11 protein-coding genes are annotated in these 16,161 nt (G+C 62.6%); all 11 read left to right on the top strand.

Features of this window, described 5'->3' with window-relative positions:
* Window positions 1-127 precede the first annotated feature (127 nt).
* On the top strand, window positions 128-2,086 hold the full coding sequence (locus tag OHS03_RS03530) for a UvrD-helicase domain-containing protein (protein ID WP_328660745.1): 1,959 nt from the start codon (window positions 128-130) through the stop codon (window positions 2,084-2,086).
* Window positions 2,087-2,210: 124 nt separating this feature from the next.
* The gene (locus OHS03_RS03525; RefSeq protein WP_328660743.1) at window positions 2,211-2,540 is read left to right on the top strand and encodes a transposase; all 330 of its coding nucleotides are present in this window, start codon (window positions 2,211-2,213) and stop codon (window positions 2,538-2,540) included.
* A 14-nt stretch (window positions 2,541-2,554) separates the two neighbouring features.
* Window positions 2,555-3,427 carry an IS3 family transposase gene (locus OHS03_RS03520; RefSeq protein WP_328660740.1) on the top strand — a complete coding sequence of 291 codons (873 nt, stop codon included), beginning with the start codon at window positions 2,555-2,557 and terminating at the stop codon, window positions 3,425-3,427.
* Window positions 3,428-3,840: 413 nt separating this feature from the next.
* Window positions 3,841-3,999 (top strand): hypothetical protein, encoded by a 159-nt coding sequence (locus OHS03_RS03515; protein WP_328660738.1) that lies wholly within the window; start codon window positions 3,841-3,843, stop codon window positions 3,997-3,999.
* Window positions 3,992-4,930 (top strand): GIY-YIG nuclease family protein, encoded by a 939-nt coding sequence (locus OHS03_RS03510; protein ID WP_328660736.1) that lies wholly within the window; start codon window positions 3,992-3,994, stop codon window positions 4,928-4,930. The genes OHS03_RS03515 and OHS03_RS03510 overlap by 8 nt, the downstream gene beginning before the upstream one ends.
* A 276-nt stretch (window positions 4,931-5,206) precedes the next feature.
* Entirely contained in the window at window positions 5,207-5,416 is a 210-nt protein-coding gene (locus OHS03_RS03505; protein WP_328660734.1) for a helix-turn-helix domain-containing protein, read from the top strand.
* A gap of 81 nt (window positions 5,417-5,497) precedes the next feature.
* The gene (locus OHS03_RS03500) at window positions 5,498-6,106 is read left to right on the top strand and encodes a DUF1819 family protein (RefSeq protein ID WP_328660731.1); all 609 of its coding nucleotides are present in this window, start codon (window positions 5,498-5,500) and stop codon (window positions 6,104-6,106) included.
* Window positions 6,106-6,717, top strand: a complete 612-nt coding sequence (locus OHS03_RS03495) for a DUF1788 domain-containing protein (protein WP_328660730.1) — start codon at window positions 6,106-6,108, stop codon at window positions 6,715-6,717. Before OHS03_RS03500 ends, OHS03_RS03495 begins: the two co-directional genes overlap by 1 nt.
* Before the next feature lie 5 nt (window positions 6,718-6,722).
* Window positions 6,723-10,202, top strand: coding sequence for a BREX system P-loop protein BrxC (brxC, locus tag OHS03_RS03490; RefSeq protein WP_328660728.1), 3,480 nt, complete (start codon window positions 6,723-6,725; stop codon window positions 10,200-10,202).
* Entirely contained in the window at window positions 10,202-13,636 is a 3,435-nt protein-coding gene (gene pglX / locus OHS03_RS03485) for a BREX-1 system adenine-specific DNA-methyltransferase PglX (protein ID WP_328660727.1), read from the top strand. Before brxC ends, pglX begins: the two co-directional genes overlap by 1 nt.
* Window positions 13,629-16,121 carry a BREX-1 system phosphatase PglZ type A gene (pglZ, locus tag OHS03_RS03480; protein WP_328660725.1) on the top strand — a complete coding sequence of 831 codons (2,493 nt, stop codon included), beginning with the start codon at window positions 13,629-13,631 and terminating at the stop codon, window positions 16,119-16,121. The genes pglX and pglZ overlap by 8 nt, the downstream gene beginning before the upstream one ends.
* Window positions 16,122-16,161 lie beyond the last annotated feature (40 nt).

The following is a 16,161-nucleotide window of genomic DNA, read 5'->3' as shown; positions in this document are numbered from 1 at the left end:
CGGGTCACCACTTTCGTCATGCGCGGCGCGCCTCACGCCACTCGAAGCCCTGCGATCTGGCCGGACGATCAACTATGTTGGCAGACAAGGCATTACACACTGTGTCGCGCACCGAATCGGGGGAATCATGTCCGACATCAGCAGGCAACGCCGTGCCGACTGGGCTGCCGAGCAGCTCGCCGCGCACCCACAACTCACCGCCTCACAGCGCCGCTTCCTCTCGGTCATCTTGATCGAACAGGGCTGGCATCTGCTGCTCGATCCGGCAACACCCCGCCCGGACCGGTCGGCAGCTGTCGCGATCGGCCGAACCGGCGTATTCGTTCTGGTCTTCGCCGATACCGTGCCGACCGCCCAGATTCTGCGCGAGATCCGCCGCGCCGCCGAGGAGCTCTTCGCCAGCCTGCTAGTCGAACGCGGGCAGTTCGTCCCGCATACCCTCGAGGTGATGCTGCTCATGCCGCATCGAATCACCACCGAGGCCCACGATTCGTTCGTCACCGCAGACGAATCCACAGTCCGCGACACCGTGTTGGCACGCGACCGGCTCCTGACCCGCCATCGGGCCGACGCCATTGCCGCCGCTGTCGCGGCACGGATAGGCACGAGCACCTGGATCTGTACCGACGACGCGCCGACACCGGATCCGGTATCCACCGAAGGTCTCTTCGATCGCGCAGACCTCGACGAGGACTCCCGGTCCAGCTCCCTGGCGCGCCAGTTTCGCGACTGGGTCACCTTCCTCGACCCCGACCAGCTCGCGCTCGTCCACGCGAAGTTCACCGGCCCGGCGCGCTTCAGTGGCCCTGCCGGAACCGGCAAATCCGTGGTGGCGTTGCACCGGATGGCGCATTTCGCCAAGCGCAACCCGGGGCGCTTGCTGTTCACGAGCTTCGTGCGTACCCTGCCCACCTACCACCAGGTCAGCTTCGCCCGGATCGCCCCGGTAGTCGCCGACCGGGCAACCTTCCTCGGTCTCCACGCGTGGACCACCGCCTTCCTCAATTCCCGCGAAGTCGTCTTCGACCTGGGGGTAGAGGCGGCCGACGACGCGATGGCGCGCGCGTGGATCGGTGTCCGTCACAAACTCGACGGCTACGAAGGCACCGACCACAACTACTGGGCCGACGAGATCAAGCGAGTCATCAAGGGACGCGGCCTGATCTCCCTGGACGAGTACAAGGCCATCGCACGATCCGGACGCGACGGCGTCCGCCTCGACGGCCGCCAGCGGGCATATATCTGGCAAAATCTCTACCTCCCTTACCAATCCCGGCTACGGAAACGTCAGGTACACGACTTCAACGACATCATTGCCCTGGCCGTCGATGAAATCCGGCAGCGGCCGCTCGATGACAGCGAACGCTTCTCGATGGTCGTCGTCGACGAAGTCCAGGACTGCACCCTGATGGAACTGCGATTGGTCCATCAGATCGCCGGCGGCACAGCCTCCGACCAGCTGCTCCTGGTCGGCGATGGTCAGCAACAGGTCTATCCCGGCGGCTGGCGGTTGTCCGACGCCGGGATCCCCCTGGCGGGTGGCCGCGGCCGCGTGCTGCGAACGAACTACCGAAACCGTGCCGCCGTATTGGATCTGGCCAAAAAGTTCCAGGCAGGCAACACCGTCGACGACCTCGACGGCGGCCGCGGATTCATCCTGCGCGAGAGCGACGGAACTCTGCCCGACGGCCACGCCGTGGAGCTGCATCTACGCCGCCGCGAAATCGACGCCGCCTTCCTGCGGGCCGTCGTAGAGTGCGGCGTCCCCACAGGCGACATCGCGGTCATCGTCGACACTCGCAAAGATGCCAAGCACCTGCGCGATGTCCTGCAGGCAGCAGGACTACCGACAATGCCTCTCGATGATTACGACGGCACACAACTGAAGGAGATCAAGGTCGGCACCGTACACCGCGCCAAGGGTATGGACTTCGCCGCCGTTTTCCACATCACCACTGAGCCAGCGACATTCGCGACCGTGCGCGGTGCCACCCGCGATCGCGCGGAGCTGGCCGCGCGGCAGAAACTTGTCGCGATCACCCGCGCCCGTGACTACGCATGGCTGGCCTACATCACCGACCACTGAGCACCTTGTTGTATCAGCGCGGCCAGACCGCAGAGACTCCCGATGAACCATCCAGAATGAGGTTCCCCTGAAGTAGTGGACATCCGAGATAGCGGGACCATCGGTCCCTGGAAGGATGTTCACCATGTCTCGTCCGCGTCGATCGTATTCACCCGAGTACCGGGTCGAAGCCGCGCACCGGGTCATCGATTCCGGGCGGCCGGTCCGCGACATCGCCCGCGAACTCGATGTCCACGAGAACCTGCTCCATAAATGGGTGCGTGAGGAACGCCGCCGCATGAACGCTGCGGGCCAAGCCGCAGCACGCGGCCCGGATAGCGCTGTCGGACAAGAGCTTTCCTCTGAGGAGCAGGCCGAGTTGGTGCGGTTGCGGGCCAAGGTCGCCGAGCAGGCCAAGGACATCGCGTTCCTGGAAAAAGCGTCGGCGTACTTTGCGGCAAAGCATCCAAAGTGAGCAGGTTCGAGCTCATGGCCACAGAGTGCGCCGACCACGACGTGACCAGGATGGCCGAGCTACTCGACGTTTCGATTTCGGGCTACTACCGACATCTGCAGGTCCGCTCAGCACTGGAGGTCTCGCCACGGGTCCAGCGTCGGCGCGACCTGGAGGTGAAGATCCTCGCCCACCATCGCGCGTCCAACCGCACCTATGGATCGCCGCGGATCACGGCTGACCTGCGTGCTGAAGGTGAAGCCGTCTCGGCCAATACCGTCGCCGCGATCATGGTCGACCTCGGAATCGAAGGGATCAGTCCACGCACGTTCAAGACCACCACCGTTACCGATCCGGCGGCGGTGTTCCCACCTGATCTGGTCGGGCGCCGCTTCGATCGCGGCCGACCGGACTTGGTCTGGTCCTCAGATATCACCTACCTGACCTGCGGTGAGGGTGACATGTTTCTCTGCGCGATCCGCGATGAACATTCCCGGCGGGTGCTGGGATGGCGCGTCGCTGATCACATGCGTGCCGAACTGGTGATCGGCGCGGTCGATGACGCGGTCTTCGTGCGTGGTGGTCGGGTTCGGGGTGTGATCTTGCAGTCCGACCGAGGAACTCAGTACACCGCGTTGGCGACCGCGCAGGCTTGCGCCGGGCATCGGCTGCTGCGGTCGATGGGCGCGACCGGGATCTGCTGGGACAACGCTGGCTCCGAATCGCTGTGGTCAACGTTCAAACACGAATGCTATTACCGGCACAGCTTCGCTGCGAAGGCTGCACTTGTTGCCGCGGTTGACAATTGGATGGTGTTCTACAATCATCGGCGGCGTCACTCATCGATCGGGATGCGTTCACCCATCGATTACGAGTTGCCCCTCAAGACGGCCGCGCAAGCAAGCTAACCCCGTCCACTTTTTCGGGGGAACCCCACGGCGACGACTTCGAGGCGATCGAACCACCGTTCTCGGTCAAACGATCGCCCCGTGACATCGTCGGCCTGCTTCTCATCCGAGACCTCGCAGCTGGCATTGGGAGGCCGACGCTTTCGGAGATCCAAACAGCGTGAACGGCCGTGTTCGAGGCCCGTGCCCACGAAGCTCGCCATCTCGGGCGCCCACCTCGCTCTTGGCCGCCAACTATTGCGACGTATCCGCACTAGCTTAGCGACTTCGCGAAAGCTGCCATGTCCGGCGGGATCCAGCTCTCGCTCGATGACGCCGTTACCGAGGTGAACGCGTGGATAGACGCGATCCACACGGCAGGGACCAACTAGTTTGCAAGCGGGGCAGCCGACGCTAGGGATATGGTCGCCATCATGGAATTCGCCACCGCCACTGCGGAGTTCGATCGCACCAGCGCCGTCCCACGGGTCACCAATGCCGAGGAAAAGCGCAAGCTAATCCACACCGAGTTCCCGCTAACCGACATGCTTCAGCAGTTCCTCGTCTACCCGTGGAGGCGGCCTCGTGAGTAGCGGCAAATCGGTCCGGCTGTTCCTGGCTGACGGCACACCTGGTGGGCTACTCACGGCCGAGATCATGAACTGGACCGGTCACGTCGTGGCTGCTCCGCGTTCGGACCTCGCGGCACTGTTGAAGCGCCCCGAGGCGACACGCACTGGCATCTACATTCTGCTCGGCGATGATCCGAACAGTCTTGGCGGGCAGATGGCCTACATCGGCGAAGGCGACGACGTCAGCAAGCGCCTGTATCAGCACGCTCGCCCGGAAGACCGGAACGGCAAAGACTTCTGGGATCGAGCCATCGTGCTGACCAGTAAAGATACGAACCTGACGAAGGCGCATGCTCGGTACCTGGAGAGCCGGTTCATCACGCTCGCCGTACAGGCCAATCGAGCTCGGCTCACCAACGGCACCACACCACCACCGATCGCCTTGCCCGAGGCCGACGTGTCGGACATGGAGTACTTCATCCAGCAGGCCAAGATCGTGCTGCCAGTCCTCGGGGTGAATCTCTTTCGGTCGCCACGAGCGACTTCAGTGGGATCAAACACCGAAACTACCGAAACCCGAAAGGATTCGCCGCTGTTCGAGATGGCGGTTAAGAAGTTGGGCATCACCGCGACCGCGCAGGAGGTCGATGGCGAGTTCACAGTGATCGAAGGTTCCTGCGCGCGACTGGCTTGGATCGGTGACGAGAGCCACAGCTACGTGGGCCTGCGGGAGAAGTTGGAGCACGATGGCACGCTCGTGCCCGATGGCCCAACGATGCGCTTCACTCGCAACCACGTGTTTGCTAGTCCGAGCGCGGCGGCGGCCATCGTCGCCGGCCGCGCCGCCAATGGCCGCAAGGACTGGCAGGTTAAGGGCTCACAGACAAGCTATGGGCAGTGGGAAACCGAAGGGGTTGAGGAGGCGATGAAACAAGGGGGGAGCAATGTGTGACTGGGTCCCGACCGCGGGTCACGCGCCCTTTCCCGGTCGGCATCGGCGAGTAGCCGCTTGAGCCGGGCATTCTGATCGCGCAGCTCTTTGTGCTTGGGCCTCCACAGGAGGCGCGGGCTCCGTGATCGATTGTCACCCCGTCAGCGGTGAAGCAGGAGAGGCGTTTGCGGGTTTTGCCGGGTGACACCGTGCGTCACGGGTACCCACAGGGTCTCACAGTCGATAGGATGAAGGTTGTGCGTGGTCCGCGCACCCGATCCCCGGAGGTGTCCTGACGTGGCTGAGCCCTGGCTGTCTGCTGAGGAGATCGCCGCTCACCTTGGCATCACAAAAGACACCGTCTACGACTGGATCGCCGACAAGAAGATGCCTGCTCACCGTGTCGGCCGACTCTGGAAGTTCCAGACCAGCGAGATCGACGAGTGGGTGCGTGGCGGTGGGGCCGCACCGGATTCTCACGAGCGCGACGACCGGGCCGACAGGTGATCGCCTGCGCCGCTCGTCGGCCAATGTGTCGCAGGGTTGACGTATTCTGATCAACTCGCCATTTTCCAGAGGGGGTCTCCCGTGAGCAGCAGCTCGCCCACGTCGTCGCGCTACGCCCTGTCGTTCACGACCGGCGGCCTCCTGGAGCGAGAGGCCGCAGTCCTGGCACCCGTGTACGCCGAGCATCGCGACTGGGCGAAGGTACGCGACATCGCCGTCGAAGAGAACCTCCTTCAGACGCGAACTCACAGCACGGGTGTCCGTCGAGTGCGAGAGGCCGTCAACCGCCTGTCAGCGCTGTCCGACCGTGAGGTTGCGATCCTCGCCGACGTCACCACCTCTGAGCGCGGCCACCTCATGTGGGCAGCCGCGTGCCGTCGCTACGACCTCATCGGTGAGTTCGCCGAGGAAGTCCTTCGTGAGCGCTTCCTCACGTTGGCGGGCGCCGTGTCCTACGAGGACTACGACTCCTTCTACCGCGCCAAGGCCATGTGGCACGACGAGCTGAGCGAGGTGACCGACCTCTCGTACAAGAAGCTCCGGCAGGTGGTCTTCAAGATGATGGTCGAGGCAGGGCTGCTGACGACGAAGGGCGCCATCGAGCCCGCCTTTTTCTCCGCGCGCGTCGTCGAATGCCTCACCCACCGCATCCCCAGCGACATCCGCTTCTTCCCGACGAGGGTGGTCTAATGCCCCTGCACTCCAAGACGACACTGGCTCAGCACGAGGAGCACCTGTTCAAGGTGCTCAGCAGCGAACGATTCCTGAAGATGGAGGGCCTCGGCAACGAGGTCGCCCACTTCATCTACGACTATGACCCGGCGTGGGCGCTCGACGTCGCCCAGGCCAAGAAGCGCATCAAGACCAAGCTCGACACCGAGCTGGGCATCAAGGTCTTCGAGATCAACCTCTACGACCTGTGCGTCGAGTTGCTGAAGAAACGCAACGTGTGGGAGCGCGTCGTTGCTGCTGAGCCGTCGATGGACAAGCCCGACTTCCTCAAGATGCTGCAGAACATGCTCGACCCGCAGATGCATTTGGCTCCGGCGATCAAGGAGCGCATCGCGGACGAGTCGTTCCAGATCCTCTTCCTCACCGGCATTGGCGAGGTGTTCCCGTTCGTGCGTTCGCACACGGTGCTGAGCAACCTGCAAACCGTCGTCTCGGATAAGCCCATGCTGATGTTCTTTCCCGGACGGTACGAGGTGTCGACCACACAGGGCTCAGCACTGGTGCTGTTCGCCCAGCTCAAGGACGATTCCTTCTACCGTGCCAAGCGCATTCTCGACCAGGAAGCATGATTGCGATGAAACTCAACGAGGTCTTCCACAAGGACGTCACCCGCTCGATCGAGGGCGTGGTCAAGGCCGACGATGCCGACCACCTGGGCATTGAGGTCGAGGAGTATGTCTTCACCAACGACGCCGCGAAGGGTGTCGCGCCGTTGCTGGAGGAGTACACCAACTACACGAACTCCAATGGTGTGTGGATCTCGGGCTTCTTCGGTTCCGGTAAGTCCCACCTGCTCAAGATGCTTGCGCATCTCCTCGGCGACGTCGAGGGTCAGGCGTTCCCGCGCGAAAAGGTGAGTGAAAGTTTCCTCGGCAAGACCGACGATGCGATGCTCATCGCTTCGTTGAGGAAGGCCGCGGCGATCCCCGCGAAGAGTCTGCTGTTCAACATCGACGTGAAGGCGACCCTGATCGCCAAGGACCAGACCGACGCCCTGCTCAAGGTGTTCGTCAAGGTCTTCGACGAGAGCCGCGGATATTTCGGCAACGACGGCGCCGTCGCCCGCTTCGAGGAAGATCTGGACAAGCGCGGCCAGTACGACGCCTTCAAAACTGCGTTTGCCCAGTACGCCGGCATCGACTGGCCCCAGGGGCGCGAGCAGACCGCGTTGGAGGGCCACAACATCGACAAGGCGTTCGCCGAGGTCAACGGCGAGGCGAACCCCGGCATCATCGCCCAGTACCAGAACTCCTACGCCGTCTCGATCGAGGATTTCGCCGCATCGGTCAAGGCATGGATCGACAAGCAGGAGCCCGGCTTCCGGCTCAACTTCCTCGTCGACGAGGTCGGCCAGTTCATCGCCGACGACGTGAAGCTGATGCTTAACCTCCAGTCCATCGCCGAGTCCCTCAACACGAAGTGCAAGGGAAACTCCTGGGTCTTCGTCACGTCGCAGGAGGACATGGACAAGGTCATCGGCGACCGAACGAGACAGCAGGGCAACGACTTCTCCAAGATCCAGGCCCGATTCAGCACCAAAGTGAAGCTGACCAGCCAAGATGTCGAAGAGGTCATCAGCAAGCGTCTGTTGGAGAAGAACGATGCAGGCGCGGCCACACTCGAGTCGATCTACGCCAAGGAAGCCGCAAACTTCCCAACGATCTTCAACTTTGTTGACGGCGCAAAGTCGTACCGCAATTACGTTGACGAAGCCCGCTTCGTCAACACCTACCCGTTCGTCACCTACCAGATCCCGATGTTCCAGGCCTCCATCGAAGGCCTGTCCGATCACAACATGTTCGAGGGCAGGAACAGCTCGGTGGGCGAGCGGTCCATGCTCGGGGTGGTCCAGGAGGTTGCCAAGCGCATCGGCGGCGAGCAGATGGGCTACCTCGCGACCTTCGACCAGATGTTCGCCGGGATCAGTGCGGCGCTGAAGTCAGCAACCCAGAGCGCGATCCTCCAGGCTGAAAGGCACCTGCCCGACCCTGATTCCGACGTCACGATCCTGGCCAACCGCCTGCTGAAGGCGCTGTTCCTGGTCAAGTACGTGGACACCTTCAAAGCCACGCCCCGCAACCTGACCGTGCTCGTATACGACCGCTTCGGGCTGGATCTCACTGGGCTGGGTAAGCAGGTGCAGGAGGCACTCAACCTGCTGGAGTCGCAGTCCTACGTCCAGCGCAACGGCAACATCTATGAATACCTCACGAATGATGAACAGGAGATCGAGAAGGAAATCAAAGGGGTCGACGTCGACTCCTCCGAGGTGTCCAGCAAGCTCTTCCGGTACCTCTCGTCCGACATCCTCAAGACGAACAAGCTCAAGTACGCGAAGAACGGGCAGGACTTCCCGTTCGGCTACAAGCTCGATGACACCGTGCAGGGCAACCAGCGCGAGCTGACCATCCACTTCATCACGCCGGAGACGAGTTACAGCGACTCGGAGATCGCCGCGCAGAGCATGGGCAGGGACGAACTCCGGGTATTCCTCGGTCGTGACAAACGCCTGTTGGCGGATCTGCGTCTGCTGCTGAAGACCGAGAAGTACACCAAACAGCGCACGAATTCGGGCGCGACGCCGTCGATGCAGGCGCTCCTCCAGTCGAAGCAGGTGCTCAACGCGGACCGCGAGAAGGATCTCATCGAGCGCCTTCGCCAGGCGGTCGGCAAGGCGCAGTTGATCATCAACGCCGCCGAAGTCACCTCGAACTCGCAGGATGCCCTCACCCGCGTGGCGGACGGGTTCCAGGAACTCGTCAGCCGGACCTACACGAATCTCGGTCTACTCGGCGGCAAGGTATACCCCGAACAGCAGGTCGCCGGTGCGGTCCAGGACGACCAGGGTCTGTTCAGCGCGGGAAACCTGAGTGTTCTCAACTCCCCGGGCGCCGAGGTGGAGTCCTGGATCCTCACTCAGACAGGTCTGGGTGAGCAAGTGACGATAAAGAAGGTCGTCGATCGCTTCGAGCGCAAGCCCTACGGCTGGGATCTCGGCTCGATCGAGGTGGTGTTGGGTTGGCTCGTCGGCAACGGCAAGGTGGCGCTGAGCGTCGACTCCAACCCGATCGTTCGCACCGAGGCAGCAGCCCTGATCCGAAACACCGGCAAGCACCAGCACACGGTCGTGGCGCCCCAGAAGTCATACGACCAGGCGAAGGTCGCCGCTTTCAAGAAGTTCTGCGCCGACTTCTTCGACGAGGGTGCCGTGCCGAGCGACCCCACCGAGTTGGCCCGATTCGGCAAGGACAAGCTCGCGGCCAGGCGCGATGAGCTCAATGCCCTCGTCTCCAGCAGTCGTTACTCGTTCGTCAGCCAGCTCTGCGAAGTCGTCACCATGCTCGATCACGCTGTCGGCAATACGGTGGACTGGTACCTCAGCGATTTCGACAAGGCCGACGAGCTGCGCGAAGCCAAGGAAGAGTTGATCGACCCGATCAAGTCCTTCCTCAAGGGCCAGCAGGCCAAGATCTTCGACGACGCGCAGGCCCTCTTGAGCGCCAATGCCGGGAACCTTGGCTACCTTCCTGGCAGTGCCGATTCGGTCACGGCGCTGCTCGCCGATCCCAACGCCTTCCGAGGCAGCAAGATGAACAAGCTCAAGGCCGCAGCCGACGCCCTGCGGGGGCAAATCGATGATGTCGTTGCCGAGAAGCGCGCGGACGTGACCGCAGCGATCGAGGGCCGCAAGGCGGAGATTCTCGGCAGTGTTTACTACGCCGACGCCACTGCCGGCGCCCAGAAGAGTGTGATCGGGCAGATCGACGCGCTCCTCGCGCGACTCGTCGGCGAGACTCAGATCGCCCTCATTCTTCAGACAGGTTCGACATTCGAACAGGATGACTACCCGGTGCTGCTGAGCCAGCTCGTCGAATCTCAGCAGGGCGGGGGCGACGATGAGCCGGCGCCGAAGCCGATGGTGTCGGTCAAGACGATCCAGGTCTCGGGTGTTTCCGGTGTCCTCGAATCCGAAACCGACATCGACAACTACCTCGCCGCACTGCGCGCCGCGCTTGTCGCCACCCTCAACGACGGAAAGCGAATCACGCTCTGATGGACACCGCCCCGCTCAAGTCCTTCGCCACCTCGGCGCGTACGGAACTCATCCGTGAGGTGGGCGCGCGCATCACCGCTGTGCTCGCCCAAGGCTCACCGGAGCGCATCGAGCAGCCCGGGGCAGTGAAGGCGCTGGAGCGTGCCATCGCCCGGGCGGGCAGTGCTGACAACGGCAAGGCGCATGTGGCGGACAAGGTCGCCTATACGTGGTTTAACCGCATCATCGCCCTGCGCTTCATGGATGCCAACAGCTACACCGGCATTGGTGTGGTTTCGCCTGCGGCCGATCAAGTCGGTCAGCCCGAGGTGTTGGCCGCAGCCAAGCGTGGCCAGATCGATGGTGGGGTGGTCAGGGGAACGGACGCCGCGACCATCGCGGGGCTACTCAACGGCACCCGCCAGCCGCGTACCGGCGTCGACGCTCAGGCGGAGGCGTATGCGTTGCTTCTCACAGATTATTGCCGTTATTGGAACAGCGCAATGCCCTTCATATTCGAGCGCGAAGGCGACTACACCGAGTTGCTCATCCCGGCCAACCTTCTTGCTGACGACTCGGCCCTGAGTCGCTCCGTCAAGGTGCTGACGGAGGACGTGTGTCACGACGTCGAGGTCATCGGCTGGCTGTACCAGTTCTACATCTCGGAGCGCAAGGACGAGGTCTTCGCCGGGTTCAAGAAGAACAAGAAGGCCGATGCCGACGAGATCCCGTCTGCCACGCAGCTTTTCACCCCGCACTGGATCGTCCGATACCTCGTCGAGAACTCTGTGGGCCGCCTGTGGATGCTCAACCACCCTGAGTCTCGCCTCGTCGACCAGATGGACTACTATATCGCCCCGGTCGCCGAGGAGATCGACTTCCTTGAGATCAACGGGCCCGAGGATCTCACGGTCATCGACCCAGCGTGCGGCTCGGGCCATATGCTCACCTACGCCTTCGAGCTCCTGTACGCGATCTACGAGGAGGAGGGCTACACACCCTCGCAGATCCCGGGCCTGATCCTCACGAACAACCTCTTTGGCACCGAGATCGACCCGCGCGCCGGCGCATTGGCTGCGTTCGCCCTGACGATGAAGGCCGCAGCCAAACGCAAGCTCTTCCTCAAGAACGCGGTCGAGCCGAACATCTGCGTCCTCGACCCCATCACCTTCGCTCCTTACGAGCTCGACTACCTGGTAACCGAGGATGGGGACCGGCAGGCGGAGGTGGCGTTCTGGAACCAGTTCGCCGAGGCAGACACCTTCGGCTCCTTGGTCCGGCCAGTTCCGGAGCTGACATCTCGGCTGTCGCGCCACCTGGTAACGCTCGAAGACTCCGGAGACCTGCTCAGAGCGAACGTAATCGATAGGGCCGGAAACCTTCTAAGGCAGGCGAAGGTCCTTACTGCGGACTACGCGGCTGTGGTCGCCAATCCGCCGTACATGAGCTCTGGCAACATGTGCTCGTCACTGAGTGAGATGGCCAGGCGCGCGTATCCACGCACCAAGGCCAACCTTTACGCAATGTTCATCGAGAGATGTCTCGACCTCGCCAGCTTCGGCGGCGTCGTCGGCATGATCACGATGGAGAGCTGGATGTTTCTCGGGTCGTATGTAGCCCTGCGGAACGACATCCGCCGAGCGAACACCCTCCTGTCGATGGCCCATCTCGGTGCCGGGGCCTTCGACAGTATTAGTGGCGAGGTCGTCGCAACTTGCGCTTTCGTCATACTAAAAGCCCCGGGAGGCGCGACGAAGAGTGCGTTCATTCGACTGGTCGATGCGCCCAACGAGGCGATCAAGGCATCGATTCTGCGCTCGGCGGCCCATGAACCCTCTCACCCGCACCGATACGCCGTCGATTCGAAGGTGCTGGTCGAGATTCCTGGGGGGATCTACGCTTACTGGCTTCAGAAGGCTGCTATTCGTGCCTTTGCGTTGGGAACGGTACGGGACCACGCCAAGTCAGAGGGCGCGGTCAAGACCGGGGACAATGCGCGATTCCTGCGAAAGCACTGGGAAGTAAATCGTCGCGACGTGGGCGCCCAGGGCGGATGGCGGCTTCATCCCAAGGGCGGCGGCTTCCGGCGATGGTACGGAAACGTAGAGACGGTCGTCGATTGGACGCCATCCGCTCGCGCCCACTACCGGAAGGACCGGATCGCACGAATCCCTGCGTCAGAGTTTTGGGATCTCTCGGGGATCACCTGGTCCTCCGTTTCCACTACTCGCGCATCCTTCCGTATCCTTGAGGCCGATGAAATCGCTAACAATGCGGCGTTGTTCATCTTTCTGAACGATGAGGCGCGCACGTATCCCGTCCTCGGGTACCTGAACTCGCGATTTGCAGCGGAGTACTTGGAGGCCGTAGCTCCGACGATCAACTACCTGGTGGGCGACATCATGACCCTCCCACTGCCAAAGGAATTCATTGACGAGGCCTCCCTGCGCTCCAATGTCGCGACGCTCGTTGCCGCCGCTCGGGAGACATGGGATGAGTTGGAGATCAGCGTTTCCTTCAGCCAACTGCCACTGCTGACCTTCCGATCAGACATGCTGGAGGACGCAGTCGCGCAGGTGGACCGCCGACGTGGGGAAAGGGCGCAGCTCGTACGAGATCTTGAGCTGGCCAATGAGGCGATCCTGAGTTTGACCTTCGGACACATGGCGGCACCGCTGGCTTGGGATGACGTCGTGGACCCCGAAACCACAACCACTTCTGGTGATCAGGTTCGAGATCTCGTCTCCTACGCTGTCGGCTGCATGTTCGGCCGCTACAGCCTGGATGAACCAGACCTCATCCTCGGCGACCAGGGATCCACCCTCGACGACTACCTCGCGAAAGTCCCGCACCCGACGTTCGCGCCGGATGCCGACAATGTCATTCCGATCGTGGACGGTGACTGGTTCGAGGACGACATCGTCGAGCGGTTCCGCCAGTTCCTCCGCGTCGCGTTCGGCGAGCAGCACTTCGAGGAGAACCTGCGGTTCGTCACCGACACTGTGAGTTCAATCACGGGTATTCGAACACTGCGGGACTACTTCATCAAGACCACCGCGCGCGGGGCGGCGTCAAGATTCTACGACGACCACGTCCAGCGCTACAAGAAGCGGCCGATCTACTGGCTCTTCTCCAGCCCCAAGGGCTCGTTCAATGCCCTGGTCTACCTGCACCGCTACAGACCGTCGATGGTCTCGACGGTGCTGACCTACCTGCGGGAGTACGTCACCAAGCTGGAGTCGGCCCTCCAGCAGGCGGAGCGGGCCGGGAACGCGAAGGAAGCGGATCGGCTCCGCAAGATCCTCGTCGAGTTGAACGAGTACGAGCACGACACGCTCTACCCGAAGGCATCCGAGAACGTCATCATCGATCTCGACGACGGAGTCAAGGCGAACTATCCGAAGTTCGGTGCGGCGCTGAAGAAGATCCCCGGACTGGAGGCGGCGAGTGACTGATCTGACCTCCGTGCAGGAGGCCCTCCAGAGCCGACTCGAATCGCAGCGGGTTGTGTTCTGGCACGATCCTGCTGGCGAGTACGACGCCGACCTCGATGCACTCGAGCTCGGGGCAGTTGATGTCATTCGCGTGCACAACAACGAGTTCGGCGTGAAGAACACGATTCTCGCCGACCACGTCGGCAAGCGCCTCGTCTACCGCTGCGGCGACCTCCCGCGTGGCACCGCGAACTGGCTGCTCGATCTCGAACTCGCTTACGGCGTCTTCACCGCCGACAAGACCTCCATGCTCCAGCGGGAACTCGGCCTCAGCGACCCGGCGCTGCTGCCGGTGATCGAGCAGCACCAGAAGTTCTTCGCCGCCAACAGCCGCAAACAGGCACTGGAGAAACTCCTGAAGGACGGAGACGACGCCGCCCTCCTCAGTGCCAAGATGTGCCAGGTGCTCGTCAAAGCGTCAGGGCACAAGCTGACCGACATCATTCGCGAACTCCTCGTCGAGAACGCGGCCAGGAAGACGGCCAAGTTCGACGACCTCGTCACCTACGGCCTCGACCAGTTCTTCTGGAACGGGCTCGCCAGCATCTACAAGTACCCGAGCACATCGCCGACGATCGACGACTTCGTGCTCTGGATGTTCGGCCGCGCCGTCGAAGACTTCGCATCGACCACTCCCGACGAGCTCCGCAATATCCGCAGCGACTTCAACAGCCTGCGCTACGACGTCCGCACCCAGGAAGCGATGACGACGCTCGCATCCCGAGCGTCCGCCGCGCTCGACGTGAAGTCCAAGATCGAACACCGCGACTACCGCGAGCTGGCCACGATCACGATCTTCGAAGAGATTGACCGCAAGGTGATCGTGGACCTCGCCGCCGCCGTCGCCACTCAGTCGGTGACGCCCCGCGAGGTCGCCGACATCGTTCGGCAGCGCCAGCACAGCCTGTGGAGCGCCAAGTACGCCAAGCTCTACGAGGCCATCCGCAGCGCGTCGGAACTGCTCGCCGCGATCGCCGGACTGCCGCACGCCATCGCCTCGGCGGCGCTCGGGCTGGAGAAGTACCAGTCCGACTGGTTCCGCATCGACCAGCAGTACCGCTGGTTCACCCACGGCCACCAGACCGCCGACTTCCAGCAGCCGCTCGAAGCGCTCAAGACCGAAGTCGACAAGCAGTACGCCAACAAGTACCTCTACGACTTCGGCGGGCTCTGGCAGCAGGCACTCGAGCCCACGGGTGAGTGGAAGTCCGCGGCCCTCGCGCCGCAGGCGACGTTCTTCGAACATCACGTCGCCCCCGTTGTGAAAGGCGGGCGCACCAAAGTGGTCGTCATCATCTCCGACGGCATGCGCTACGAGATCGGTGAGGAACTGGCCTCTAAGATCCGCAGCGAGGATCGGTTCGACGCTTCGCTTTCCGCCGTGCTTGGCTCGGTGCCCAGCTACACCCAACTCGGCATGGCGTCCCTGCTGCCGCAGTCGAGCCTGGAGCTCGACCCCGGGGGTCTCCCGGTCCTCGCGGACGGGAAGCCGACGAATGGCACCGTGAACCGAGGCAAGATCCTGCACCCGGTCAAGGGGAACGCCATCACAGCCGCCGATGTGATCGCGATGCCCAGTGACGAACTGCGCGAACTTTATAAGCAGCACCAGATCTTCTACGTCTACCACGACCGCATCGACGCCGCCGGGGACAAAGCGCCAACGGAGCGGACCGTCTTCGAGGCCGCCGAGGAGACCCTCCGCGAACTGTTCCATCTGGTGAAGAAGTGGACCAACGCGAACGCGACCAACATCCTGATCACCGCCGACCACGGGTTCCTCTACCAGGACATCCCACTGGAGAAGTCCTACTACGTCTCCGAGCCTCCCCAAGGTGACGCGGTCACCAAGATCAACCGCCGCTACGTGCTCGGCCGGTCGCTGAAGCCGTCTCCGTCCTTCATGACGTTCACCTCGGCGCAGGCTGGACTAGTGGGAGACATCGACATTCAGATTCCCAAGTCGATCCACCGTATCCCGCAACCAGGCGCCGGCACCCGCTACGTTCATGGCGGCGCATCCCTCCAGGAGATCGTCGTCCCGGTGATCACGGTCAACAAGAAGCGCAAGAGCGACATTCGTCCGGTCAACGTCGACCTCATGCCGGAGACCGACAAGATCACGACGGGGCAGCTCGCGGTCAAACTGGTCCAGCGCGAGCCCGTCACGGACAAGATCCAACCGCGCCAGGTCCGGCTCGGCCTCCACGTGGGTGACATCCTGATCTCCAACCAGCCCATTCTCACGTTCGACAGCGCGTCCGACGACCAGCGCGATCGGTACCAGAAAGCCGTGCTCTACCTGACCGAGGATGCAGACCAGTACAACAACCGGCCCGTCGAGCTGAGGCTCGAAGAGCCGATCCCGAACACGACGCAGTGGAAGCTGTTCTCGAAGGGGAACTACACCATCAGGCGGTCGTTCACGACGGATTTCGACTTCTAGGAGAGCCATGACGAATCTCGAAGACGCTCTCGGCGAGATC

The organism is Nocardia salmonicida (assembly GCF_036142455.1).
Taxonomy (GTDB): domain Bacteria; phylum Actinomycetota; class Actinomycetes; order Mycobacteriales; family Mycobacteriaceae; genus Nocardia; species Nocardia salmonicida.
The sequence above is the reverse complement of the archived record's forward strand: the minus strand, read 5'-3'. Positions and strand labels throughout refer to the sequence as shown.

Excerpts from the sequence above, each read along its gene's own strand:
- OHS03_RS03530 (WP_328660745.1), top strand. The coding sequence starts at position 128 with ATGTCCGACATCAGCAGGCAACGCCGTGCCGACTGGGCTGCCGAGCAG.
- OHS03_RS03495 (WP_328660730.1), top strand. The coding sequence starts at position 6,106 with ATGCCCCTGCACTCCAAGACGACACTGGCTCAGCACGAGGAGCACCTG.
- brxC (WP_328660728.1), top strand. The coding sequence starts at position 6,723 with ATGAAACTCAACGAGGTCTTCCACAAGGACGTCACCCGCTCGATCGAG.
- OHS03_RS03525 (WP_328660743.1), top strand. The coding sequence starts at position 2,211 with ATGTCTCGTCCGCGTCGATCGTATTCACCCGAGTACCGGGTCGAAGCC.
- OHS03_RS03515 (WP_328660738.1), top strand. The coding sequence starts at position 3,841 with ATGGAATTCGCCACCGCCACTGCGGAGTTCGATCGCACCAGCGCCGTC.
- OHS03_RS03520 (WP_328660740.1), top strand. The coding sequence starts at position 2,555 with ATGGCCACAGAGTGCGCCGACCACGACGTGACCAGGATGGCCGAGCTA.
- pglX (WP_328660727.1), top strand. The coding sequence starts at position 10,202 with ATGGACACCGCCCCGCTCAAGTCCTTCGCCACCTCGGCGCGTACGGAA.